23 protein-coding genes are annotated in these 22,602 nt (G+C 71.2%); 14 read left to right on the forward strand and 9 right to left on the reverse strand.

All coding sequences use genetic code 11. The features are described 5' to 3' along the window. Positions 1–46: 46 nt before the first annotated feature. Together C2L58_RS04680 and C2L58_RS04685 are read left to right on the forward strand one after the other, a co-directional pair. Positions 47–2,296 carry a HelD family protein gene (locus tag C2L58_RS04680; protein WP_199191098.1) on the forward strand — a complete coding sequence of 750 codons (2,250 nt, stop codon included), beginning with the start codon at positions 47–49 and terminating at the stop codon, positions 2,294–2,296. A gap of 10 nt (positions 2,297–2,306) precedes the next feature. Beyond that, complete coding sequence (locus C2L58_RS04685; protein ID WP_103336284.1) at positions 2,307–2,864, forward strand: FKBP-type peptidyl-prolyl cis-trans isomerase; 558 nt, start codon at positions 2,307–2,309, stop codon at positions 2,862–2,864. A 48-nt stretch (positions 2,865–2,912) separates the two neighbouring features. On the opposite strand, the gene C2L58_RS04690 is transcribed toward C2L58_RS04685, so the two are convergent. Beyond that, entirely contained in the window at positions 2,913–3,881 is a 969-nt protein-coding gene (locus C2L58_RS04690; RefSeq protein WP_103336114.1) for a quinone oxidoreductase family protein, read from the reverse strand. A gap of 91 nt (positions 3,882–3,972) precedes the next feature. Between C2L58_RS04690 and C2L58_RS04695 the strand changes: the two genes are divergently transcribed. Then, a complete protein-coding gene (locus C2L58_RS04695; RefSeq protein ID WP_103336116.1) occupies positions 3,973–4,275 on the forward strand; it encodes a hypothetical protein in 303 nt (100 codons plus the stop codon). Beyond that, complete coding sequence (locus C2L58_RS04700) at positions 4,272–5,132, forward strand: ATP-grasp domain-containing protein (RefSeq protein ID WP_103336117.1); 861 nt, start codon at positions 4,272–4,274, stop codon at positions 5,130–5,132. Before C2L58_RS04695 ends, C2L58_RS04700 begins: the two co-directional genes overlap by 4 nt. On the opposite strand, the gene C2L58_RS04705 is transcribed toward C2L58_RS04700, so the two are convergent. Further along, a complete protein-coding gene (locus tag C2L58_RS04705) occupies positions 5,133–5,318 on the reverse strand; it encodes a hypothetical protein (protein WP_103336119.1) in 186 nt (61 codons plus the stop codon). A gap of 236 nt (positions 5,319–5,554) precedes the next feature. Between C2L58_RS04705 and C2L58_RS04710 the strand changes: the two genes are divergently transcribed. After that, positions 5,555–6,730 carry a hypothetical protein gene (locus C2L58_RS04710; protein ID WP_233225549.1) on the forward strand — a complete coding sequence of 392 codons (1,176 nt, stop codon included), beginning with the start codon at positions 5,555–5,557 and terminating at the stop codon, positions 6,728–6,730. Between the two features lie 44 nt (positions 6,731–6,774). On the opposite strand, the gene C2L58_RS04715 is transcribed toward C2L58_RS04710, so the two are convergent. The 5 genes from C2L58_RS04715 to mptB form a co-directional block, all read right to left on the reverse strand. Next, the gene (locus C2L58_RS04715) at positions 6,775–7,707 is read right to left on the reverse strand and encodes an acyl-CoA desaturase (protein ID WP_103336120.1); all 933 of its coding nucleotides are present in this window, start codon (positions 7,705–7,707) and stop codon (positions 6,775–6,777) included. Positions 7,708–7,771: 64 nt separating this feature from the next. Beyond that, entirely contained in the window at positions 7,772–8,737 is a 966-nt protein-coding gene (locus tag C2L58_RS04720; protein WP_103336122.1) for a COX15/CtaA family protein, read from the reverse strand. Between the two features lie 102 nt (positions 8,738–8,839). Further along, the gene (locus C2L58_RS04725; protein ID WP_103336123.1) at positions 8,840–9,625 is read right to left on the reverse strand and encodes an ABC transporter permease; all 786 of its coding nucleotides are present in this window, start codon (positions 9,623–9,625) and stop codon (positions 8,840–8,842) included. Further along, complete coding sequence (locus C2L58_RS04730; RefSeq protein ID WP_103336125.1) at positions 9,622–10,548, reverse strand: ABC transporter ATP-binding protein; 927 nt, start codon at positions 10,546–10,548, stop codon at positions 9,622–9,624. Before C2L58_RS04730 ends, C2L58_RS04725 begins: the two co-directional genes overlap by 4 nt. A 6-nt stretch (positions 10,549–10,554) precedes the next feature. Further along, entirely contained in the window at positions 10,555–12,186 is a 1,632-nt protein-coding gene (gene mptB, locus C2L58_RS04735; protein ID WP_103336126.1) for a polyprenol phosphomannose-dependent alpha 1,6 mannosyltransferase MptB, read from the reverse strand. Between the two features lie 120 nt (positions 12,187–12,306). Here mptB and C2L58_RS04740 point away from each other — a divergent pair, with 120 nt between their 5' ends. From C2L58_RS04740 to C2L58_RS04770, 7 genes are read left to right on the forward strand one after another with little or no spacing between them, the layout of a single operon-like run. Further along, positions 12,307–13,158 carry a helix-turn-helix transcriptional regulator gene (locus tag C2L58_RS04740; RefSeq protein WP_199191099.1) on the forward strand — a complete coding sequence of 284 codons (852 nt, stop codon included), beginning with the start codon at positions 12,307–12,309 and terminating at the stop codon, positions 13,156–13,158. Continuing rightward, positions 13,155–14,603, forward strand: coding sequence for a Fe-S cluster assembly protein SufB (gene sufB / locus C2L58_RS04745; RefSeq protein ID WP_103336130.1), 1,449 nt, complete (start codon positions 13,155–13,157; stop codon positions 14,601–14,603). The genes C2L58_RS04740 and sufB overlap by 4 nt, the downstream gene beginning before the upstream one ends. Positions 14,604–14,605: 2 nt before the next feature. After that, the gene (sufD, locus tag C2L58_RS04750) at positions 14,606–15,778 is read left to right on the forward strand and encodes a Fe-S cluster assembly protein SufD (RefSeq protein ID WP_103336131.1); all 1,173 of its coding nucleotides are present in this window, start codon (positions 14,606–14,608) and stop codon (positions 15,776–15,778) included. A 27-nt stretch (positions 15,779–15,805) separates the two neighbouring features. Then, on the forward strand, positions 15,806–16,576 hold the full coding sequence (sufC, locus tag C2L58_RS04755; protein WP_103336133.1) for a Fe-S cluster assembly ATPase SufC: 771 nt from the start codon (positions 15,806–15,808) through the stop codon (positions 16,574–16,576). A 40-nt stretch (positions 16,577–16,616) separates the two neighbouring features. Next, positions 16,617–17,945 carry a cysteine desulfurase gene (locus C2L58_RS04760; RefSeq protein WP_233225550.1) on the forward strand — a complete coding sequence of 443 codons (1,329 nt, stop codon included), beginning with the start codon at positions 16,617–16,619 and terminating at the stop codon, positions 17,943–17,945. Beyond that, the gene (sufU, locus tag C2L58_RS04765; RefSeq protein ID WP_103336137.1) at positions 17,942–18,391 is read left to right on the forward strand and encodes a Fe-S cluster assembly sulfur transfer protein SufU; all 450 of its coding nucleotides are present in this window, start codon (positions 17,942–17,944) and stop codon (positions 18,389–18,391) included. The genes C2L58_RS04760 and sufU overlap by 4 nt, the downstream gene beginning before the upstream one ends. Continuing rightward, a complete protein-coding gene (locus C2L58_RS04770; RefSeq protein WP_103336139.1) occupies positions 18,388–18,789 on the forward strand; it encodes a metal-sulfur cluster assembly factor in 402 nt (133 codons plus the stop codon). The genes sufU and C2L58_RS04770 overlap by 4 nt, the downstream gene beginning before the upstream one ends. On the opposite strand, the gene C2L58_RS04775 is transcribed toward C2L58_RS04770, so the two are convergent. Then, positions 18,779–19,573 carry a DUF4184 family protein gene (locus C2L58_RS04775; protein WP_199191100.1) on the reverse strand — a complete coding sequence of 265 codons (795 nt, stop codon included), beginning with the start codon at positions 19,571–19,573 and terminating at the stop codon, positions 18,779–18,781. The genes C2L58_RS04770 and C2L58_RS04775 overlap by 11 nt on opposite strands. A 17-nt stretch (positions 19,574–19,590) precedes the next feature. Here C2L58_RS04775 and C2L58_RS04780 point away from each other — a divergent pair, with 17 nt between their 5' ends. Both C2L58_RS04780 and lepB read left to right on the forward strand, forming a co-directional pair. Further along, positions 19,591–19,923 carry a YnfA family protein gene (locus C2L58_RS04780; RefSeq protein ID WP_103336140.1) on the forward strand — a complete coding sequence of 111 codons (333 nt, stop codon included), beginning with the start codon at positions 19,591–19,593 and terminating at the stop codon, positions 19,921–19,923. A gap of 29 nt (positions 19,924–19,952) precedes the next feature. After that, entirely contained in the window at positions 19,953–20,732 is a 780-nt protein-coding gene (lepB, locus tag C2L58_RS04785; RefSeq protein WP_233225551.1) for a signal peptidase I, read from the forward strand. Here lepB and C2L58_RS04790 read toward each other — a convergent pair. Then, the gene (locus C2L58_RS04790) at positions 20,656–22,602 is read right to left on the reverse strand and encodes an ABC1 kinase family protein (protein ID WP_103336142.1); all 1,947 of its coding nucleotides are present in this window, start codon (positions 22,600–22,602) and stop codon (positions 20,656–20,658) included. The two genes, lepB and C2L58_RS04790, sit on opposite strands and share 77 nt — an antisense overlap.

The raw sequence follows: 22,602 nt of genomic DNA on the forward strand, positions 1-22,602 counted from the left end.
CGCCGTTACACTTCGTTGGCTCTTTTTCCCTTGAGGCGAAAGCAGGATGCTCTTGTCCGTCTCCTCGGACGACTTCTCCGCCGAGCTCGCCCGCGAGCAGGCGTACGTCACCACCCTCTACTCGAAGCTCGACGCCGAGCGCCTCGAAGCCCAGCGCCGCCTCGACCAGACGCTGCGGCAGACCGGCGGCACCCCGCAGGCACGCACCGAGCGCGACGTCGCCACCACCCTCTACACCGACCGGCTCGCCCAGCTCGGCTCCGTCGAGCAGGGCCTCGCCTTCGGCCGGCTCGACTTCGTCCCCGGGAGCGCCGAGGAGACCACCTACATCGGCCGGCTCGGGCTGTTCGACGAAGACGACGACTACCAGCCGCTGCTGGTCGACTGGCGTGCTCCGGTCGCGCGGCCGTTCTACCTCGCCACCGCCGCGTCACCCGAAGGGGTGCGGCGGCGGCGGCACCTGCGGTCGCTGAGCCGCAAGGTCACCGGCTTCGACGACGAGATCCTCGACCTCACCGCCGCCGACCAGGGCCAGGACCTCGGGCTGGCCGGCGAAGCCGCGCTGCTGGCCGCGCTGGAGCAGCGGCGCACCGGCGAGATGAGCGACATCGTCGCGACCATCCAGGCCGAGCAGGACCGCATCATCCGCGCCCCGCTCGGCGGCGTCATGGTCGTGCAGGGCGGCCCGGGCACCGGCAAGACCGCCGTCGCGCTGCACCGCGCGGCCTACCTGCTCTACACGCACCGCCAGCAGCTCACCACCCGCGGCGTGCTCGTCGTCGGCCCGAACAGCACGTTCCTGCGCTACATCGGCCAGGTGCTGCCCTCGCTCGGCGAGACCGGCGTGCTGCTCGCCACCGTCGGCCAGCTCTACCCCGGCCTGACCGCCGACGGCGTCGAGCCGCGCGAAGCGACCGAGGTCAAGGGCCGGCTGGTGATGGCCGACGTGCTGGCCAACGCCGTCCGCGACCGCCAGCGCGTGCCCGAGCCGGTCCTGGAGATCGAGTACGAGCACGACGTCCTCAGGCTGGATCGCAAGACGTGCACCGACGCCCGCACCCGGGCCCGCCGCTCGCGGCGCCCGCACAACCCGGCGCGGCGCCTGTTCGTCTCCGACGTCCTCGACGCGCTGACCCGCCAGGCCGCCCGCAAGCTGGGGGAGGACCTCCTCGACGGGCAGGACCTGGCCGACATCCGCGCCGAGCTGGCCGCGGACGAGCGGGTCGCCGCCGCCATCGACTCGCTGTGGCCGGTGCTGAGCCCGGAAGGGGTGCTCGACGACCTGTTCGCCGACCGCGAACGGCTCGGCAGCGCCGCCCGCAAGCTGCTGCCGGAAGCGGATCTCGCGCTCCTGGAGAGCGGCCGCGACGCCCGCTGGACGCCGGCCGACGTGCCGCTGCTCGACGAGCTCGCCGAGCTGATCGGCGTCGACGACACCGAGGCCCGCGTCGAGCGCAAGCGCCGTGAGCGCGAGGATCGCGCGTACGCCGAGGGCGTGCTCGACATCCTGGAGCAGGACGAAGAGATCATCGACGAGGAGCTGCTGCGCGTCTCCGACGTCCTCGACGCCGAGCTGTTCGCCGAACGCCAGCAGGAGCGCAGCGAGCTGACCGCCGCCCAGCGGGCCTCGCAGGACCGGACCTGGACGTTCGGGCACGTGATCGTCGACGAGGCCCAGGAGCTGTCGGCGATGGACTGGCGGCTGCTGATGCGGCGCACGCCGAACCGGTCGATGACCCTGGTCGGGGACGTGGCCCAGACCGGCGCGGCGGGCGGGGCGCGGTCGTGGGGCGAGGTGCTCTCGCCGTACGTCGAGGACCGCTGGCGGCTGGAGCAGCTGACGGTGAACTACCGCACGCCCGCCGAGATCATGGCCGTCGCCGCGCGGGTCCTCGCCGAAGTGGATCCTTCCCTCTCGGCGCCGTCTTCGGTGCGGGAGACCGGGCTCCCGCCGTGGTCGGTGCGGACCGGGGACCTGGCCGCGGAGCTGCCCGGGCTGGCCGCCCGCGAACTGTCCGAAGTGGACGTGGGTACGGTGGCGGTCCTGGTGCCCGCGGCCCGCTTCGACGCGGTGTCGGCGCTGCTCGCCGACCACGACGAGCGGCTGAGCGTCCTGACGGTCGAGCGGTCGAAGGGCCTGGAGTTCGACTCCGTGGTGCTGGTCGCGCCGGACGAGGTCGTCGCGGGCTCGCCGAGGGGCCTCAACGACCTGTACGTGGCCTTGACGCGCGCGACCCGGCGGCTCGGCGTGGTCGCCACCGGTGACGACGTCCCGGCACTCTCCGTGCTTGGCTAGGGTGCCCGGCATGCAGAACATCGGGAAGATCGTGGTCGTCGCCGTGGCGGCGCTGTCGCTGGCCGCGTGCGGCCAGGCCCAACAGACCCAGACGGCGGCGCCGCCCTCGTCGGCCGCGCCGTCGCCGAGCGCCGCGCCGGCCACCCAGAGCAAGGGCCGCGAGTGCACCGCGGACGACATCAAGACGACGGGGAAGTTCGGCGAGAAGCCCGAAATCACCATCCCGGACGACTGCGACCCGCCGAAGAAGCTGATCACCAAGGACCTGTCCGAGGGCACCGGTGACGGCGCGAAGGCCGGGCAGCAGCTGCAGATGAACTACCACCTGGTGACCTGGTCGGACAAGCAGGTGCTCGACAGCTCGTTCGGCCAGAAGCCGTTCGACCTCGTCCTCGGCGCCGGCAAGGTCATCCCGGGCTGGGACCAGGGCCTGGTGGGCATCAAGCAGGGCGGCCGCCGGCTGCTGATCATCCCGCCGGACCTGGCCTACGGCGAAGGCGGCAACGGCATGAAGCCGAACGAGACGCTGGTGTTCGTCACCGACGCCGTCTCGGTCGCCGCCGCCTGACGTGCGTGAAGGCCGCCGCGGGGGTTCCCCGTGGCGGCCTTCGGCGCGTTAGGGGATGAGCAGGAGCTTGCCGGTGGTGCGGCGGGCCTGCAGGTCCTCGTGGGCCTGGCGGGCGTCGGCGAGGGCGTACTTGCCGCCGATGCGGACGTTCAGCTGGCCCGCGAGGATGGCGTCGAACAGCTCCTTCGACCGCCAGTCGATCTCCTCGCGCGTGCGCGTGTAGTGCACGGACGTCGGGCGGGTCAGGTACAGCGAGCCGCCCGAGTTGAGGCGTTGCGGGTCCAGGGGCGGCACCGGGCCGCTGGAGGCGCCGAACAGCGCGAGCAGGCCGCGGACCTTCAGGCTGGCCAGGCTGCCGTCGACGGTGTCCTTGCCGACGCCGTCGTAGACGACGTCGGCGCCCTCGCCGCCGGTCAGCTCCCGGGTGAGCTTCGCGAAGTCGTCGCGGTCGTAGCGGATGACCTCGTCGGCGCCGGCTTCGCGGGCGAGCTTCGCCTTCTCCTCGGTCGACACCGTGCCGATGACGCGGGCGCCGCGCGCCTTCGCCAGCTGCACCAGGAGCAGGCCGACACCGCCGGCGGCCGCGTGGACGAGCACGTCGTGGCCCGGCTTGACCTCGAAGGTGGAGGCGACCAGGTAGTGCGCGGTCATGCCCTGCAGCATGGTCGCGGCCGCGGTCTCCAGCGAGACGCCTTCGGGCACCCGCACCGCGACCGACGCCGGGACCAGCTTGCGGGCCGCGTAGCTGCCGATCGACCCCTGCCAGGCGACGCGGTCGCCGGGCGCGAAGCCGGTGTCGGCGCCGGCCTCCACGACCGTGCCGGCGCCCTCGAGGCCGAGCACGACCGGCAGCTCCATCGGGTAGATGCCCTGGCGCTGGTAGGTGTCGATGTAGTTGACCCCGGCCGCGGCGACGTCGACCAGGAGCTCGCCGGCCTCCGGGGCGCGGACGTCCACTTCGGCCGGTTCGAGCACTTCCGGGCCGCCGGTCTTCGTCACCTGCACTGCGGTGGGCATGGGTCCTCCTCGGATCGGGTTCTCCCGGTGCAACTATGGCCGAGGCCACGCTGTTCCGCGTTCCGGCGGGTTGTTGGTTATCGTTCGGAGCGTGGCTGATTCCGAAGAGACCGTCGTTTCGCCGACCAGCGCGCAGCTGGGCGCGGCCCGCAAGTTCGTGAAGGCGCACGGCAAGCCGTCCCGCGCGGTGGTGGAGAACATCGGCCGGGCGGGCGCCCGCGTGGTCCTGGTCGGCGCGGACGGCGCGCTCGGCGACGTCGTCGTACCGTCGGTGGCGACCGGCGAGGCCCTGGTCGAGGCGGTCGAGGACCTCGCGCCGGCGACGTGGGACGCGGAGACGGTCAACCAGGCGAAGATCGGCCCGGAGCACCGCCGCAAGATGGCGGGCAAGTGAGCCCCACAGCGATCCTGGCCGGCTGCGCGGAACTCCCTTCGGGTGACGGCGACGACGACGCTGTCGTGCCCGCGTTGACCGCGCTGGGCTTTTCGGTCTCGTCGGCGCCCTGGGACTCGCCGGCCGACTTCTCCTCGGCGGACGCGGTGGTCCTGCGCGCGACGTGGGACTACGCGGCCCGGCGGACGGAGTTCCTGGCGTGGTGCGAGTCGGTGCCGTCGCTGTTCAACGCCGCGGAGGTGGTGCGGTGGAACACGGACAAGTCGTACCTGGTGGAGCTGCTGGACGCGGGCGTGCCGGTGGTCCCGACTTCGCTGGTTTCACCCGGCTCACCGGCGTCCTTCCCGTCGTCGGACTTCGTGGTGAAGCCATCGGTGGGCGCGGGTTCCCGAGGTGTGGCCCGGTTCGCGGCGGGTGCTGATGCTTCTTCGCACGTGGCCGCGTTGCACGCGGAGGGGCACGGGGCACTGATCCAGCCGTATCAGTCCAGTGTGGATAGTTCGGGTGAGCTCGCGCTGGTGTACCTGGGCGGGATTTACTCCCACGCGTTCACGAAGGCCGCGATGCTCGAGTCCACAATGGATGAGTCGGGGCTGTACCGGTCGGAGAAGCTGGCGCCGGCCACGCCGCCTGTTGACGCGGTGGCGCTGGCGGAGGACGTCTTGGATGCGGCTTCGGCGTTGCTGGGGATCCTGCGGGCTGAGTTGTTGTACGCGCGGGTGGATCTGGTGCGCGGGGCGGACGGGAAGCCGTTGCTGCTGGAACTGGAGCTGACGGAGCCGTCGCTGGGCTTCCGCCAGACGGACCCGGCGGCGGCGCTGAGGTTCGCCTCGGCGGTGCGGCAGCAGCTGGCGTAGTCAGCGGCCGGCCCGCCGCGTGGCGGCCAGCGCCACGGCGACGATGGCACCGATCGTGGTGACGGTCGCCGATCCGGTGGTGAGATAGAGCGCACCGATTCCGGTCAGGCCTGCTTTGATCAATTCCCGCATGTCCCGTGAGACCGCTCGGTTGCGGGCGGGCTTTTTCGTGCCTTTCTCGGTCACTGTGTCACCTCGTTTGTGGTGTACTAGTACTCCTTGAGCAGATGATGGCCGATGAAGACCGGCGCCGGGGATGGTCATTCGTGTCCGGTCGATGTCTTTCGTCGTCACCTCGTTGTCCGCGTCGTCGTCTGCCCTTGTCGGGGATTGTCGATCATCGTCGGAGGCACGACGAAGTGGAGGGAGACTCCGTGATCATCCGGGAGGCCGAGGCATACGGAGACGGCACAGTGACGCAAGTGGAGATCGAAGCCGCTTTGCGCTGGCTGGCGATCCGCAAGGACGGAACCCCGCTGCGATTCCTCCGTTATGCGATCGAAGAACCGGCCAGCGAGTCGGCGCTCGCGCTCGGCTGCCTGGTCGAACCGACCGGGGTTCTGGTGGTGGCTACACCTGAATCGCGTGCTTTCGCGGTGTGGGGATTGATCGTCGATGAGATCCGAAAACTGGGGTCGGGCGACGCTTCGCGTCGCCGTAACACGTTGATGGCCGCTTTCCGGCTGTCATCGGTTCCCGCGGGGCACACCGCGTGGAAGGCCACTCTCAATGATCGGTTCCTCCAGTTGATCGATCTTCCCGGAGTCTTCGGCGATCCTCCGCCCATCACGGCGACGCCGATGCACAAAGCATGGCGGCGAGCGGTCGCCAAATTGGCGGACTGCGTGCTGCGGAAGCTGGAGCTGCTCCGGCGCGATGGCCGGGAATGGCTGGACTACATCGAGATCGGCCGGAGCGAGGCCGGCCAGCCGCCGCGCGGTCGCCTCGTCGGCGGGCAGTGCGGTGACACGGGATACCGGGCACCGTCGCCCGGCGCGCAACCGGTGTTCCTCGAGCGCATGGTCGTCAGGGTGGTCATGCACCGCCAGATGGTGCTGCGCCGAACGACGGAGCGCGACGTGGTCGCCCGCGAGGACGGAGTCGACGCGTTCGACACCCTGGCGTGGACGGGCTGGCCGGGCGACTCCTCCGAGTTGCCGGTGAAGGCGGTCTGGGCCTGCCGTGTCGTGGCGCGGCCTCCCGCGTGGCCCGGCGATCCGACCGTGGCCCGGTTGCGGTTCCGGAAGGTGCTTCGTCAAGGCGAGCGGTACTACTTCGTGTCCGAAACTTGGGACGGCAACCTCGAAGACTGGCACAGCTGGATCGCCGTGGACGTCGACCACCACGGCATCGCGCGGGGAATCCGCGACGAGGCCGGCCGGCCGGTCGCCGGGCTGACCATCCAGGTGACCTTTGATCCGCATTGCCTGCCGGAGGCCTGCTGGTGGTATGCGGAGCAAACCGAAATCGAAAGGCTGAGGCGACCGCCGGCCGGAGATCCCCGCCTCCTCGAGATCGGTGACGGCTTCGTGGAGCACACTTTCCCCGAACAATGCCAGCCGCGGGGGAACTATGGGATCGCGTTCCGCTGGCCGTGAGTCAGCTCCGGCGTCCGATTGCCGCCTCGGAGCGGGGCAGCGCGTTACTGGTTCGTGGTCCCCACTCGCTTCGCGGCCAGCCGATCGGCCCGCGGCCACCGAACATCGGTCGCCCACCCGAACTTCTCGAACGCCCAGATCACCCGCGCCGAAACATCCACCTGCCCTCGCAGCACCCCGTGCCGGGCACAAGTCGGGTCCGCGTGGTGGGAGTTGTGCCAGGACTCGCCCATCGACAGCAACGCCAGCGGCCAGAAGTTCGCCGCCTTGTCGCGGCTGGCGAAGGGCCTCTCGCCGATCAGGTGGCAGACCGAGTTCACCGACCACGTCACGTGGTGCAGGAACGCGATCCGGACCAGGCCGGCCCAGAAGAACGCCGTCACGACGCCCCACCAGGACCAGGAGATCAGGCCGCCGAGGATGGCCGGGAGGGCCAGGCTCAACGTGATCCACAGCCAGAAGTAGCGGTTCACCCAGCGCAGGTCCGAGTCCGCCACCAGGTCCGGGGCGAAGCGGTCGGCGTTGGTCACCTCGCGGCCGAACATCCAGCCCATGTGCGCGTGCCAGAAGCCGCGCAGCAGGGCCGACGGGGAGGTGCCGAACAGCCACGGCGAATGGGGGTCGCCCTCGCGGTCGGCGAACGCGTGGTGGCGGCGGTGACTGGACACCCAGAAGATCACCGAGCCCTGCACCGCCATGCTGCCCGCGATGGCCAGGAGCACCCGCAGGGGCCGCGATGCCTTGAACGCGCCGTGGGTGAAGTACCGGTGGAAGCCGACCGTCACGCCGAGCGTCGCGAACGTGTAGAACGCGGCCGCGAGGATGAGGTCGATCCAGCTCATGCCCCAGCCCCACACCAGCGGGACCGCGATGAGCAGTGCCGCGAACGGCACCAGGAGGAAGGTCTTGAGCACGATCATCTCGCCGGTGCCGCGGCGGTGGGAGATCAGCGGCTTGGGCGCGGTGCGCGACGTCATGGCGCGAACATTAATACACGGCCGGGGACGCGCACGCTGACGCGGAATGAAGGCCGCGTTGACGTCAGGCGGCTGTGAGCTCCCGGGGCGCCGCTGTCAGCGAGGTCACCGGGCCGCGATCGCGGCTGCCGGTCCACAGGGACGCCGTCGCGATGATGACCGCCATCGCGCCCAGGACGTGGAACGACACCATCGCCTCCGGCACGCCCAGCGCGTACTGCAGCGAGCCGAGACCCCCCTGCGCGACGGCGACCACCCACACCACCGTGTAGCGCCGCCAGAGGCTCTTCGGGGCGCCGACACGCAGCAGCTGGAGGCCGAACACGGCGAGCAGCAGCAGGTAGAGCACCAGCAGTCCGCCGTGGACCTGGGCGAGCGCCTCCACCGGGGCGTCGAGGCGGTGGGTGTTGATGTCACCGCTGTGCGGGCCGGCGCCGGTCACCGTGGTGCCCGCCGCCAGCACGAGCCACATCACGGCGGCCAGCAGGACCAGGATCGTGCGGCCGGCCGCCGGGACCAGCGGGCGGGCGGGTTCGTCGCCTTCGCGGAACGCGCGCAGCAGCAGGACGGCCAGCCAGACGAGCGGGGTCGTCGCGAGGAAGTGGATCGCGACGGTCCACCACTCCAGCTTCGCGAGCACGGTGAGCCCGCCGACGACGGCCTGCAGCACGACGCCGCCGGGCATCGTCCAGGCCAGCTTGACCAGGCGCTTGCGGCCCGGGTGGTCGATCTGCACGCGCCACGCCGTGACGACCGCGACGGCGGCGACCAGGATGACGACGCCGGTGAGCAGCCGGTTGCCGAACTCGATCCACTGGTTGAGCGCGTCGATCCCGGAGTCGTGCTTCGGCACGAGGCTGCCGGCGACGCACTCGGGCCAGGTCGGGCAGCCGAGCCCGGACCCGGTGACGCGCACGATGGACCCGGTGACGCCGATCAGCGCCTGCGCGAGGACCGCGGCGATCCCGACGGCCCGCTGCACGGCGGCGGAGGGGTACGGCAGGCGGGCGACGAGGCTGGTGAACGGCACGGCATCGATGGTAGAGCGCGCGGAAAACGCGCTTTCGGCAGGTCCGGGCGCCCAGAACGGCGCAGCCGCCACAAGGGACCTAGGTCACGCGAGGACCGGGACTCAGGTGAGTTTCGTCGTCCGCGAAGCCAGCGCCCCCGCGAGCACCGCCCACACCGCCAGCACCGCCATCGGTCCGGGCGCGAACGACCCGTCCACCAGCGCTGCGCGCATCCCCTCCGCCAGCGCGCCCGACGGCAGCAACTCCACCACTTGGGCCAGCCCCGAAGGCAGGGAAGCCGGCGCCAGCAGGATCCCGCCCGCGAGCAGGAGCGCGAACCACACGATGTTCGCCAGCGCCAGTACGGCTTCCGCGCGCAACGCGCCACCCAAGAGCACGCCGAGCGCCCCGAACGCCAACGTCCCGAGCACCAGCAGCAGCACCGCCGACAGCAGCCCGGACAGCGACGGCGACCAGCCCAGGAACGCCGCCACCACGCCGATGATCACCGACTGCAGGGCCACGACCACCAGCGCCGCCGCCAGCCGGCCCGCCACCAGCAGCCAGCGCGGCAACGCCGTGGCCGAGAGGCGCTTCAACACGCCGTAGCGCCGGTCGAAGCCGAGGGCGATCGCCTGGCCGGTGAACGCCGACGACATCACCGCCAGCGCCAGGACCCGGGGGGTGATCCAGTCCACTTTGGACGTCGAGCCGAGCGAGGACGCCGGCAGGATGTCCAGCAGGGACAGCCCGATCAGCAGCGCCAGCGGGATCAGCAGCGTCAGCAGCACCTGCTCGCCGTGGCGCAACGTCAGGCTCACCTCGACGCGTGCGTGCGTGCGCAGCATCCGGCCCAGGGATCCCCGGCCGGGTGCCGGTGTGAAGACGCCGGGCTCGAAGACGCTCATGCCCGCAGCTCCCGTCCGGTCAGCTCCAGGAAGACCTCTTCCAGGGTCCGCTTGCCGACCTGCAGTTCTTCCGGCAGCACGCCCTGCTGGGCGCACCACGCCGTCACCGTCGACACCACCTGCGGGTCGACCGAGCCCACCACCGTGTACGTCCCCGGGGTCGACTCGCGCACCGCGTAGCCCTCCGGCAGCGCCGCGGCCAGCAGGGCCGTGTCGAGCCGCGTGCGGGCCTTGAAGCGCAGCCCCGCGTTGCCCGTCTCGTCCGTCGTCAGCGACTGCGGTGCGCCGGACACGACGACCTTGCCGTGGTCCACGATCACCACCGTGTCGGCCAGCGCCTCGGCCTCCTCCATCAGGTGCGTGGTCAGCAGCACCGAGACGCCGTCGGCGCGCAGCGCGCCCAGCAGGTCCCACACCAGGTGCCGGGCCTGCGGGTCCATGCCCGCCGTCGGCTCGTCGAGGAACACCAGCTCCGGGCGCCCGACCAGGGCGCACGCCAGCGAAAGCCGCTGCTGCTGGCCGCCGGAGAGGCGCTTGAACGGCGTCCGCCGCACCGCGGCCAGCCCGAGGACGTCCAGCAGCCACGCCGGGTCCAGCGGGGTGGCGGCGCAGGACGCCACCAGGCGCAGCATCTCGTCGGCGCGGACGCCGGGGTACGCGCCGCCGCCCTGGGGCATGATGCCGACGCGGGGACGCAGCGCCGAAGACTCGCGGACCGGGTCGAGGCCGAGCACGCGCACCGTGCCCGCGTCAGGCTTGAGGAAGCCCTCGCAGATCTCGACGGTGGTGGTCTTGCCGGCCCCGTTCGGGCCGAGCAGGGCGAGCAGGCTGCCGCGCTCCATCCGCAGGTCGAGGCCGTCGACCGCGCGGGTGGAGCCGTAGCTTTTGACCAGCCCGGTGATCTCGACGGCGGGGACACTCACATCGGGTCACGATACGGCGTCGACCGGCTCGGGCACCCGCGGGGACGGCTTGGCGAGCAACGCGGGAGCGAGCCGCCGCACGATCAGCATCCCGCCACCGCAGACGACGATCGCCGCGACGTAGGCGAACGGCAGCACGTACGGGCGGCCGTCGAAGGTGCTGCCGGTGGGCGGGAGGAGGAACGGCAGGGCGGCCGAGAGCACCGCCGCCGCCACCCGGAACCGCGACGTCCCGGCCGCGGCGGCGAGCGGGATCACCGCCCAGAGCACGTACCAGGGCTGGAGGTTGATCTGCAGGATCATCACCGCGCCCATCGAGACGCCGAGCCCGATGATCGGCCGGTAGCGCCACTTGAAGCTGTCCCACAGGAACTTGAAGGTGATCCCGACGGCGACGAGGTAGCCGAGCGCGCCGAGGATCGGTACCAGCGCGTTCGTGTGGTTGCCGAGCCCGAGCGCGATGCCGAGGACACCGGAGAGGTTGGCCAGCTCGGCGGTGGGGGAGATCCAGGAGCGGACCAGGCCGGGGGTGTTGAACGTCGCCCCGAACCAGCCGAAGCCGAGCCCGGTGCCGAAGCAGACGGCCACCAGGACCACGCCGAACCACAGCGCCATCGGCACGCCGGCCACGAACAGGTCCTTGAGCCGGCCGTGCCGGCGCCGGGCCACCATCACCGCGAAGAACGGCAGCGCGAACACCGCGGGCAGCTTCACCGCGACGCCGAGGGTGATGATCGCGACGCCGAGCCCGATGTACAGCAGCTCCCCGCGCGCGAGCGGGGGCGGGGTGTCGCCCTTCACCCGGATCGGCAGCCGCCGGATGCCCACCTCCAGCCCGGCGAGCATCAGGCCGACGGCGAGCGCGTCGTTGTGGGCGCCGGCCACGAAGTGGAAGATCAGCAGCGGGTTCAGGGCACCGAGCCACAACGCGGTCGCGGGCTGGACGCCGAACCGCCGCGCCAGCCGCGGCAGCGCCCAGACGATGAGGACCACGCCGGCCAGCGCGAGCACGCGCTGCAGCAGCACGCCGACCGCGATGCTGTTGCCGGCCAGCGGGGCGAGCCAGCCGCCGAGGCGCAGCACGACCGGCCCGTACGGCGCCGGCGTCTCCCGCCACATGTTCGACACGCCCGCGGTGAACTTGTCCGCGACGCCGAGGGCCTGCGCCGGGCCGAGGGTGTAGGGGTCCATCCCGCGGTGCACGATCTCGCTCTGCGCCAGGTAGCTGTAGACGTCCCGGGAGAACAGCGGCGGGATGACCAGCAGCGGCAGCACCCACAGCGCGATGGTGCGCGCCAGCTGGCCCTGCGACGCCAGGCGCGTGCGGCTGGGCTGGGCGAACCGGCCGAGCATCAGCCAGCTCAGCACCAGGATGCCCATCCCGGAGATGGCGATGGCCAGCGACACCGTCGGGATCCGGGTGAACAGCCGCAGCACCGGGATCTCCTGCACCGGGTTGATCACCGGGGCGGCGCCGGCGCCGAGGGACCCCAGCGCGAGGAAGAGCGACCCGACCGTGCCGAAGCGGCGGACGACGTTCAGCCCGCGCTGCTCACCGGCCTCCAGGGGGAGCGGTTCCCGGGGGCGGACCGGGGAGAGCGTCACCGGGTGGGCACTCCCGGCTTCGAGCCGTGCCACTTGCTGCTCCTGTTCGCCCACTGCCACGCGTGCAGGGTATCGGTCCGCCCCCGAGTGAGTCGGGTCACTGCCGGACACCCCGCCTTTGCGGGTCCCCAGGAAATAAGACACACTTGTGTTGTGAAAAAGACGGCGGCGGGCGAGCAGGCGGGCGGCGATCTGCCGCGTGCCGCGCACCCGCACGTTCCGTCGCAGGTCAGCGCCGAGGGCAAGACCCGCCAGGAGGTCGCCCGGCTGCTGCTGGAACAGGGTCCCATGACCGCCGTCGTGGTCGCCGAGCAGCTCGGGATCAGCCCCACCGCCGTCCGCCGGCACCTGGACGCGCTTCTCGCGGATGGCGAAGCCGAGACGCGGGACGCGCCGCGGCGAGGGCCCCGGGGCCGGGGCCGCCCGGCGAAGCTCTTCCTGCTGACCGAGCCCGGCCGCGCCCGCTTCGGGCACGCTTACGACGACCTGGCCGTCTCCGCCATCCGCTTCCTGGCCGAGCACGCCGGTGAAGACGCCGTTCGCGCCTTCGCCGAGCAGCGCATCGAGAAGCTGGTCGGCCCGCACCGCTCCGCGATCACCGGACCGGGTGATCCGGCGGCCCGCGCGGAGGCCCTCGCGACCGCGCTGAGCAGGGAAGGCTACGCTGCGTCGACCCGCCAGATCGGCGCTGGTGCGCTCGAAAAGCCGGGACCCGGCCAGAACACCGGCGCCCAGCTCTGCCAGCACCACTGTCCGGTCGCCCACGTGGCCGCGGAGTTCCCGCAGCTGTGCGAGGCCGAGACGGAGGCGTTCGCCAAGCTGCTGGGCACCCACGTCCAGCGGCTGGCGACCATCGCGCGCGGTGACTCCGCGTGCACCACCCACGTACCCGTCACGGCGGGTCAGCCGGCCCATCCCGAGCCGGTAAGCACAGAGCCTCCGAGGGCGGCCCAGCTGCGGTCCCCGGAGGAAGCACGGATCCCGAATGGAGGGAAACCCGCATGACTGCCGCTGCCGAGCAGCGCACTCCCACCACCGCGCCACTGAGCCAGGAAGAGACCATCGAGTCCCTTGGCAAGTACGCGTTCGGCTGGGCCGACTCCGACGAGGCGGGCGCCAGCGCCCGTCGCGGGCTGAACGAGGACGTCGTCACCGACATCTCCTCGAAGAAGTCCGAGCCGGAGTGGATGCGCGAAGCGCGACTGAAGGCGCTCAAGCTCTTCGAGAAGAAGCCCATGCCCAACTGGGGGGCCGACCTCTCCGGGATCGACTTCGAGAACATCAAGTACTTCGTGCGGTCCACGGAGAAGCAGGCCACCTCCTGGGAGGAACTGCCCGAGGACATCAAGAACACGTACGACCGGCTCGGCATCCCCGAGGCGGAGAAGCAGCGCCTGGTCGCCGGGGTCGCCGCGCAGTACGAGTCCGAGGTCGTCTACCACCAGATCCGCGAGGACCTGGAGGAGCAGGGCGTCCTGTTCCTGGACACCGACTCCGCGCTCAAGGAGCACCCGGAGCTGTTCCAGGAGTACTTCGGCTCGGTCATCCCGGCCGGCGACAACAAGTTCTCCGCGCTGAACACGGCGGTGTGGTCCGGCGGCTCGTTCATCTACGTGCCGAAGGGCGTGCACGTCGAGATCCCGCTGCAGGCCTACTTCCGGATCAACACCGAGAACATGGGCCAGTTCGAGCGCACCCTGATCATCGTCGACGAAGACGCCTACGTGCACTACGTCGAGGGTTGCACGGCGCCGATCTACCAGTCCGACTCGCTGCACTCGGCGGTCGTGGAGATCATCGTCAAGAAGGGCGCCCGCTGCCGCTACACGACCATCCAGAACTGGTCGAACAACGTCTACAACCTCGTCACCAAGCGCGCCAAGTGCGAAGCGGGCGCGACCATGGAATGGATCGACGGCAACATCGGTTCCAAGGTGACGATGAAGTACCCGTCGGTCTTCCTCATGGGCGAGCACGCCAAGGGTGAGGTCCTCTCGGTCGCGTTCGCGGGCGAGGGCCAGCACCAGGACGCGGGCGCCAAGATGGAGCACCTCGCGCCGTACACCTCCTCGACGATCGTGTCGAAGTCGGTGGCGCGCGGCGGTGGCCGCACCTCGTACCGCGGCCTGGTCCGCGTCGCGAAGCGCGCGCACCACTCGCGCTCCAGCGTGGTCTGCGACGCGCTGCTGGTGGACACGATCTCGCGCTCGGACACGTACCCGTACGTGGACATCCGCAACGACGAGGTGTCCATGGGCCACGAGGCCACCGTGTCGAAGGTCAGCGAAGAGCAGCTGTTCTACCTGATGTCGCGCGGTCTCGACGAGGCCGAGGCCATGGCGATGATCGTGCGCGGGTTCGTCGAGCCGATCGCGCGTGAGCTGCCGATGGAGTACGCGCTCGAGCTGAACCGCCTGATCGAGCTCCAGATGGAAGGGTCCGTCGGCTAGTCATGTCGGTTACCGAGAACAACGTTTCGGAGTCGCTCCGCGAGGGTGCCGTCATTCCGGCGGCCTCCCGCGCGGAGCGCTTCACCTCCTACGACGTCGAGGCCTTCGAGGTCCCGAGCGGCCGTGAGGAGAACTGGCGCTTCACGCCGATGAAGCGGCTGCGCGGCCTGCACGACGGCAGCGCGGTCGCCACCGGCGAGATCACCCTCGAAGCCGACGCCGCGCCCGAGCTGGGCGTCGTGACCGTCGGCCGCGACGACCCGCGGCTGGGCCAGGCCGGCGTCCCGAGCGACCGGATCGCCGCCCAGGCGTACTCCTCGTTCACCAAGGCCACCATCGTGACGGTGCCCAAGGAGACGAAGGCGTCCAAGCCGTCGGTGCTGCGCATCCACGGCCCGGGCGAGGGCCAGGTCGCCTATGGGCACCTGCAGGTCCGCGCCGAGCCGTTCGCCGAGGCCGTCATCGTGCTCGACCACGTCGGCTCCGGCACCTACGCCGACAACGTCGAGTTCGTCATCGGTGACGGCGCCAAGGTCACCGTGGTCAGCGTCCAGGACTGGGCCGACGACGCGGTGCACGTCTCCGAGCAGCACCTGAAGCTGGGCCGCGACGCCGCGCTGCGGCACACCGTGATCACCCTGGGCGGTGACCTGGTCCGCGTCTCGCCGACGGCGACCTTCACCGACAAGGGCGGCGACGTCGACATGCTCGGCGTCTACTTCGCCGACGGCGGCCAGCACCAGGAGCACCGCCTCTTCGTCGACCACGCGGTGCCGAACTGCAAGTCCCGCGTGGGCTACAAGGGCGCGCTGCAGGGCGAGGGCGCGCACACGGTCTGGATCGGCGACGTGCTGATCCGCGCCGCGGCCGAGGCCACCGACACCTACGAGTTCAACCGCAACCTGGTGCTCACGCCCGGGGCCCGCGCGGACTCGGTGCCGAACCTCGAGATCGAGACCGGCGAGATCGAAGGCGCCGGCCACGCGAGCGCGACGGGAAGGTTCGACGACGAGCAGTTGTTCTACCTGCAGTCGCGTGGGATCGCCGAAGAAGCCGCCCGCCGGCTGGTCGTGCGCGGGTTCTTCCACGAGATCCTGGTGAAGATCGACGTCCCCGAGGTGCGCGAGCGCCTCGAAGCCGCGATCGAGGCCGAGCTCGAAGCCGTTGGCGCCTGACCGCTCTCTGACTTAGGAAACGAAGAAATGGCTACCCTGGAAATCAAGGACCTGCACGCCTCGGTCGACACCGACGAAGGCGCCAAGGAGATCCTCAAGGGCGTGAACCTGACGATCAAGTCGGGCGAAACCCACGCGATCATGGGCCCCAACGGCTCCGGCAAGTCCACCCTGTCCTACGCGATCGCCGGTCACCCGAAGTACCAGGTGACCTCCGGCGAGGTGCTGCTCGACGGCGAGAACGTGCTCGAGATGAGCGTCGACGAGCGCGCCCGCGCCGGCCTGTTCCTGGCCATGCAGTACCCGGTCGAGGTCCCCGGCGTGTCCATGTCCAACTTCCTCCGCACCGCGGCCACCGCGGTCCGTGGCGAGGCTCCCAAGCTGCGCCACTGGGTCAAGGAGGTCAAGGAGGAGATGGGCAAGCTCGAGATCTCGCAGGAGTTCGCCGAGCGCTCGGTCAACGAGGGCTTCTCCGGCGGCGAGAAGAAGCGCCACGAGATCCTGCAGCTGGCGCTGCTCAAGCCGAAGTTCGCCATCCTCGACGAGACCGACTCCGGTCTCGACGTCGACGCCCTGCGCGTCGTGTCCGAGGGTGTCAACGCCTACAAGGCTTCGAGCGAGGTCGGCGTCATGCTGATCACGCACTACACCCGGATCCTGCGGCACATCACGCCGGACTTCGTGCACGTCTTCGCCGGCGGCAAGATCGTCGAGTCGGGCGGCAAGGAGCTGGCGGACGAGCTGGAGGAGAACGGCTACGTCAAGTACGTCGGCAAGCCCGAGCCGGCCGCGCTCTGACTTTCGCCAGTACACACCGAGAATGAGAGGAGTCGGCCCGATGACCACCACCTCGGCCAGCAGTGCTGATGCCGCCTCAGCTGAGAAGCGCGCTTCGGCGGTTGTGCCACTCGACGTGGCGGCCCTGAGGGCCGACTTCCCCATCCTGTCGCGCACCGTTCGTGACGGGAAACCCTTGGTGTACCTGGACTCCGGGGCGACCTCGCAACGCCCGACCGCGGTGTTCGAGGCCGAACGCGAGTACGTGTTCACCTCGAACGCCGCCGTCCACCGCGGTGCCCACCAGCTCTCCGAAGAGGCCACCGACGCCTACGAGTCCGCGCGCGCGAAGATCGCGGAGTTCGTCGGCGCCGACCCCGAAGAGCTGGTGTTCACCAAGAACGCGACCGAGGGCATCAACCTCGTCGCGTACTCGATGAGCAACGCCGCCACGGCCGGGCCCGAAGCTTCGCGTTTCGTGGTCGGCCCGGGCGACGAGATCGTCATCACCGAGATGGAGCACCACGCGAACCTCGTGCCGTGGCAGCAGCTGTGCCAGCGCACCGGGGCGACGCTGAAGTGGTTCAAGGTGACCGCGGACGGCCGCCTCGACCTGTCCGATGTGGACGAACTGATCACCGAGCGCACCAAGGTGGTCGCGTTCGCGCACCAGTCGAACGTGCTCGGCACGGTCAACCCGGTGTCGTTCCTGGTCGAGAAGGCTCGCGCGGTGGGTGCGCTGACCGTGCTCGACGCCTGTCAGTCCGTTCCGCACTTCCCGGTCGACTTCCACGCCCTCGGCGTCGACTTCGCCGTCTTCTCCGGGCACAAGATGCTCGGCCCGTCCGGCATCGGCGTCCTCTACGGGCGCACCGAGCTGCTCGAAGCGATGCCGCCGTTCCTCACCGGCGGGTCGATGATCGAGATGGTCCGGATGGAGGGCTCGACCTTCGCGCCGCCGCCGCAGCGGTTCGAGGCCGGTGTCCCGATGACGTCGCAGGCCATCGGCCTCGGCGCGGCCGTCGACTACCTCTCGGCCATCGGCATGGACCGTGTCGCGGCCCATGAGAAGGAACTCGCCGCGGCGGCCATCGAGGGCATCGGCGCCATCCCGGGCGTCCGGATCATCGGGCCGACGGACCTGGCGGACCGCGGTGCGACCGTGTCGTTCGTGATCGACGGCGTGCACCCGCACGACGCCGGCCAGGTGCTCGACAGCCTCGGCATCGCCGTCCGCGTCGGCCACCACTGCGCGTGGCCGCTGCACCGGGCCTGCAACGCCCAGGCGACCGTGCGCGCGTCGTTCTACCTCTACAACGACCTGTCCGAAGTGGACGCCCTGGTGGCCGGGGTCCGCGAGGCGCAGAAGTTCTTCGGGGTTGCGCAGTGAACTTGGAGAGCATGTACCAGGAGATCATCCTGGACCACTACAAACACCCGCACGGACGCGGTCTGCGCGACCCGTTCGACGCCGAATCGTTCCAGGTCAACCCGACCTGCGGCGACGAGGTGACCCTGCGGGTGAAGATCGACGACGGGAAGGTCGCCGACGTCTCCTACGACGGCCAGGGCTGCTCGATCAGCCAGGCTTCGACGTCGGTCTTGACGGATCTCGTCGTCGGCCACACGCTTGAGGAGGCGTTCACCACCATGGACGCCTTCGTGGAACTGATGCAGGGCAAGGGAAAGATCGAGCCGGACGAGGACGTGCTGGAGGACGGGGTCGCCTTCGCGGGCGTCGCCAAGTACCCGGCCCGCGTGAAGTGCGCCCTCCTCGGCTGGATGGCCTTCAAGGACGCCGTCGCCCGGACGACCAGTGGAGATGGACAGGCATGACCGAAGACACCGCCACCGACGCTCGCGAGGGCCGGACCGCCGCCGACCTGGACGCGGAAACCACCGCGACGCAGGACCTCGACCTCGCCAAGCTCGAAGACGTCGAAGAAGCCATGCGCGACGTCGTCGACCCGGAACTCGGCATCAACGTCGTCGACCTCGGCCTGGTCTACGACATCCGCGTCGAGCCGGACAACACGGCGACCATCGACATGACGCTCACGTCGGCGGCCTGCCCGCTGACCGACGTCATCGAGGACCAGACGTCGGCGGCGCTGACCTCCGGCGGCCTGGTCAAGGACTTCCGGATCAACTGGGTCTGGATGCCGCCGTGGGGCCCGGAGAAGATCACCGACGACGGCCGCGAGCAGCTGCGCGCCCTCGGCTTCACCGTCTGAGTTCGTTCGCGTCGAGCGGGTCACCTTCCGAGGTGGCCCGCTTTGCGTATAACGCCCTATACCGCGCGTGCCAGGCCAGCGCGTACAGCCCGAGCGCGGCGAAGAACCCGCTGCAGGCGCCGGTGACCAGCAGGTAGGTGGCGTTGCCGACCACCCCGGCGCGGGTCATCGGGTCGTGGTGGGCCAGGAACGGCAGCGCTTCGGCGAGCCCGCCGGTGAGCGTGCCGGCCGCCAGGCACGCGGCGACGGCCTTGCGGTGGCGGGTGCCCGGCGGCGCCGGCGCGACCGGCGCGGTGCGGTACCAGCGCCACAGCCACCAGGCGAGGACGGCGGCACCGGCGATGGTGCTGACCAGCTGGATCAGCCGGCCGACGTCGACGCCGGTGACGAGCGGGGTCCGCAGGAACGCCGGGCCGCCGCTTTCGTGGGTGAAGGCGTCCCAGCCGACGTGCGTGGCGGCGCCGAGGACCAGCGAGAGGGCGATCCAGCCCGGTCGCCGCCAGCTGAACCGGCGGGGAAGCCGGCCGGCGAGCGCTGCGGGCGCCAGCGCCAGCAGCGGCCGCTTCAGCAGCACGTGGAACACGGCCAGCAGGACGAGCGCGATGAGCGGGTCCAGCCAGAGGACCGCGGTGAACTCGTGGGTCTCCGTCAGGCCCACGCTGTGGAGCCGCGGCACGAACCAGAAGACGTCCGGCGCGACCGACCCGGCGACGAGCGCCGAGGGCACCAGCGGGCGTCGCGCCAGGGGGAGCACGGCGGCAGGATGACTCAGCGTGAACGGCACCGGGTTAGTATCCCGGGGTGGTCCTGCGGTCGATCGTCCTGTTCCTGGCCGCGGCCGTGTGCGAGATCGGCGGCGCCTGGCTGATCTGGCAAGGCGTCCGCGAACACCGGGGTCTGCTGTGGATCGGCGGCGGCGTGGTGGCACTGGGGGTGTACGGCTTCGTGGCGACCCTCCAGCCGGACGCCCACTTCGGCCGCATCCTCGCCGCGTACGGCGGGGTGTTCGTGGCGGGGTCGCTGGCCTGGGGCGTGGTCGCGGACGGCTACCGCCCGGACCGCTACGACGTCATCGGGGCTTTGCTGGGCCTGGCCGGGGTCGCGGTGATCATGTACGCCCCGCGCGCGGGGTAACGCCGCAGGTGGGCGGGCGATAGATCGTCGTGACCGACCTCGCGTTCCCGCCCGCGCCGCCCGAACTGCCGAAGCCGCGCCGGATCTCGCCCGCCCTCGTGGTGGGCATCGTCGTCGCCCTGCTGGGCCTCGGGGTGACGGTGGCCGGGGTGGGCACGGGATTCTTGAGCTACCGGGCCTACCGGGTTCCGGGTCCGGCGATGAGCCCGGCGCTCAAGCCCGGCGGCGAGGCCGTGGTGCGCGCCCGCGGCGGCGAAGAGGTCCACCGCGGGGACGTGGTCATGTTCGACCGTGGTGCGTTCGCCCACCCGGACAGTTCCGGGTCGAGTGTCTTCCGGGTCGTCGCGGTCGCCGGGGACGTCGTCGCCTGCTGCACCGAGGGGCGGCTGTCGGTGGACGGCCGGCCGATCACCGAGACCTACCTCAGCCAGGACGAGTACGCGCACGACGCGGCGGCCGCCCTGCCGTACCTCGTGCGCATGCACGAAGGCCAGGTGTTCCTGCTCGGGGACGAGCGGGGCAGAGCCCGCGATTCGCGCTTCCTCGGCGTCGTGCCGCTTTCCGCGGTCACCGGGTTCGTGGTCGGCACCGGCAGTGCCTTCCGCCCGGCGCCACTGCCGCGCACCACCGCCTTCACCGACGCGGGCCTGCCGGGTGCGCCGTTCGAAGACCGGGTGTACCCCGCGCTGCGCTGGTGGTTGCTCGGCGGCGCCGTCCTGTTCTTCGCCGGCTTCATCGGGCTGATCGTGACGCTCGTCCGGAGCGCCGGAAGACGACGAAGAGCAGCCGCAGGCCCACCAGGGCACTGATCACCAGCAGGTTGTAGCCGAACACCTGGTGCAGCGTCAGGTCCGCGGCGATGCGCGGCCCGCCCGAACCGGTCAGCAGGAACACCGCCATCAGCCCGGTGGCCGCGCCGACGAAGGCCAGCAGGGCTTCGTGGACCAGGCCGGTGACGACGTCGCGGTCGCGTTCGTCGGAGAACAACCGGACGTTCACCGACAGCCGGCCCTCCTCCAATGCCGCGCCGATGCGGTCGATGCGGCGGGGGATGCGGCGCAGCACCGGCAGCAGCGCGGTCAGTTCGCCGACCGCCGTGCGGCCGAGCGAGCCTGGCCGCAGCCCGGCGCCGGCCTGCTCGACGGCGAACGCGCGGGACTCGGCGACGACGTCGAAGCCGGGGTCCAGCGCGGCCAGCGTGCCCTCGACCGTGGCCAGCGCGCGGAACACCGCGGCCACCGGCGGCGGCACGCTGAGCCGGAAGTCCGCCACCACGCGGAACAGGCCGGTGAAGAGGTCGAGGTCCGGCGTGCGGCCGGGGCCGAAGTGCCGGGCCACCAGGGCGCCGAGGGCGCGTTCGAGGCGCTGTTCGTCGATTTCGCCGGTGCGGTCGACGATTTCGAGGAGCCCGTCGCGCAGGCCCGCCGGGTCGCCGCGGTCCAGGGCGAGCAGGAGGTTCTGCAGGCCGCCGCGCAGCCCGCTGTCGAGCCGGCCGACCGAGCCGAAGTCGAGCAGGCCGAGGCGGCCGTCACTCAGCAGCATGAGGTTGCCCGGGTGGGGGTCGGCGTGGAAGACGCCGCCGATCATCACCTGGTCGAGCAGGCAGCGCAGGAGCGAGCGCGCCAGCCGCTTGCGCTCGGCCGCGGGCAGCGTGTCCTTCGCCGTGGTGAGCGGCCGGCCGGTCAGCCGGGACATGACCAGGACGCGGTCGGTGGAGAGTCCCTTGTGGACCTTCGGCAGTCCGACGTCCGGGGAGCCGGTGGCGGCGATGGCGCTGATGTTGCGGGCTTCGATGGTGAAGTCGAGCTCCTCGGCCAGCGCGGCGGCGAACCCGTCGGCCAGTTCGGCGACGCCGAGCGACCGCGCCCAGTCCGCGCGGTCCTCCAGGGCGGCGGCGACGCGCCGGACGATGGCGATGTCGCGTTCGGCCTGCTCCCGCACCCCCGGCCGCTGCACCTTGACCACGACGTCATCGCCGCTGTGCAGCTTCGCGCGGTAGACCTGCGCGACCGACGCGGCGGCCAGCGGTTCGGGGTCGAACTCGGCGAAGACGTCGTCGGGGGAGCCGCCGAGTTCGTCGGCCAGCAGGGCCCACACGGCGTCGGCGCGGGCGGGCGCGACCTGGTCCTGGAGCCGGGCGAGCTCGTCGGCGAACACCGGGGGCAGCAGGTCCGCGCGGGTGGAGAGCAGCTGGCCGAGCTTCACGAACGTCACCCCGCCCTCCTCCAGCGCGCGGCGCAGGGACCGCGCGAGCTTGGCGTGCCGCCCCCGCGCGAGGCCGGGTTCGCGCCGGCCGGTGAGGTAGCGGCCGAGGCCGTGCTTGACCGCGATCCGGCTGATCTGCGCGTACCGGCGGGCGCGGGAAAACCGGCCCCGCAGCCGGCCGAGCCCGGCGCCGTGCGGCAGCGCCATCTCCACGACGAACAGGAAGATCAGGGTCGCGAGGAAAGCGCTGCCCGCCAACGGGATCAGCAGGCCGATCGCCGCACCGCCGTGGCGCAGCAGCGAACCGGGGAACGCCTGCGCGATGCCGCCGGCGACGAGCCACCCGAACGCGGCGGCGCACAGGGCGCGCACGGCACCGATCCGGACGCCGAGCACGCGCCGGGCCGCGGCGACGAGCGGCCACAGCAGCAGCACGTACAGGGGGAGGGTCAGCAGGCCCAGCAGGATGTCCAT

Source organism: Amycolatopsis sp. CA-126428 (assembly GCF_002904335.1).
Lineage (GTDB): Bacteria > Actinomycetota > Actinomycetes > Mycobacteriales > Pseudonocardiaceae > Amycolatopsis.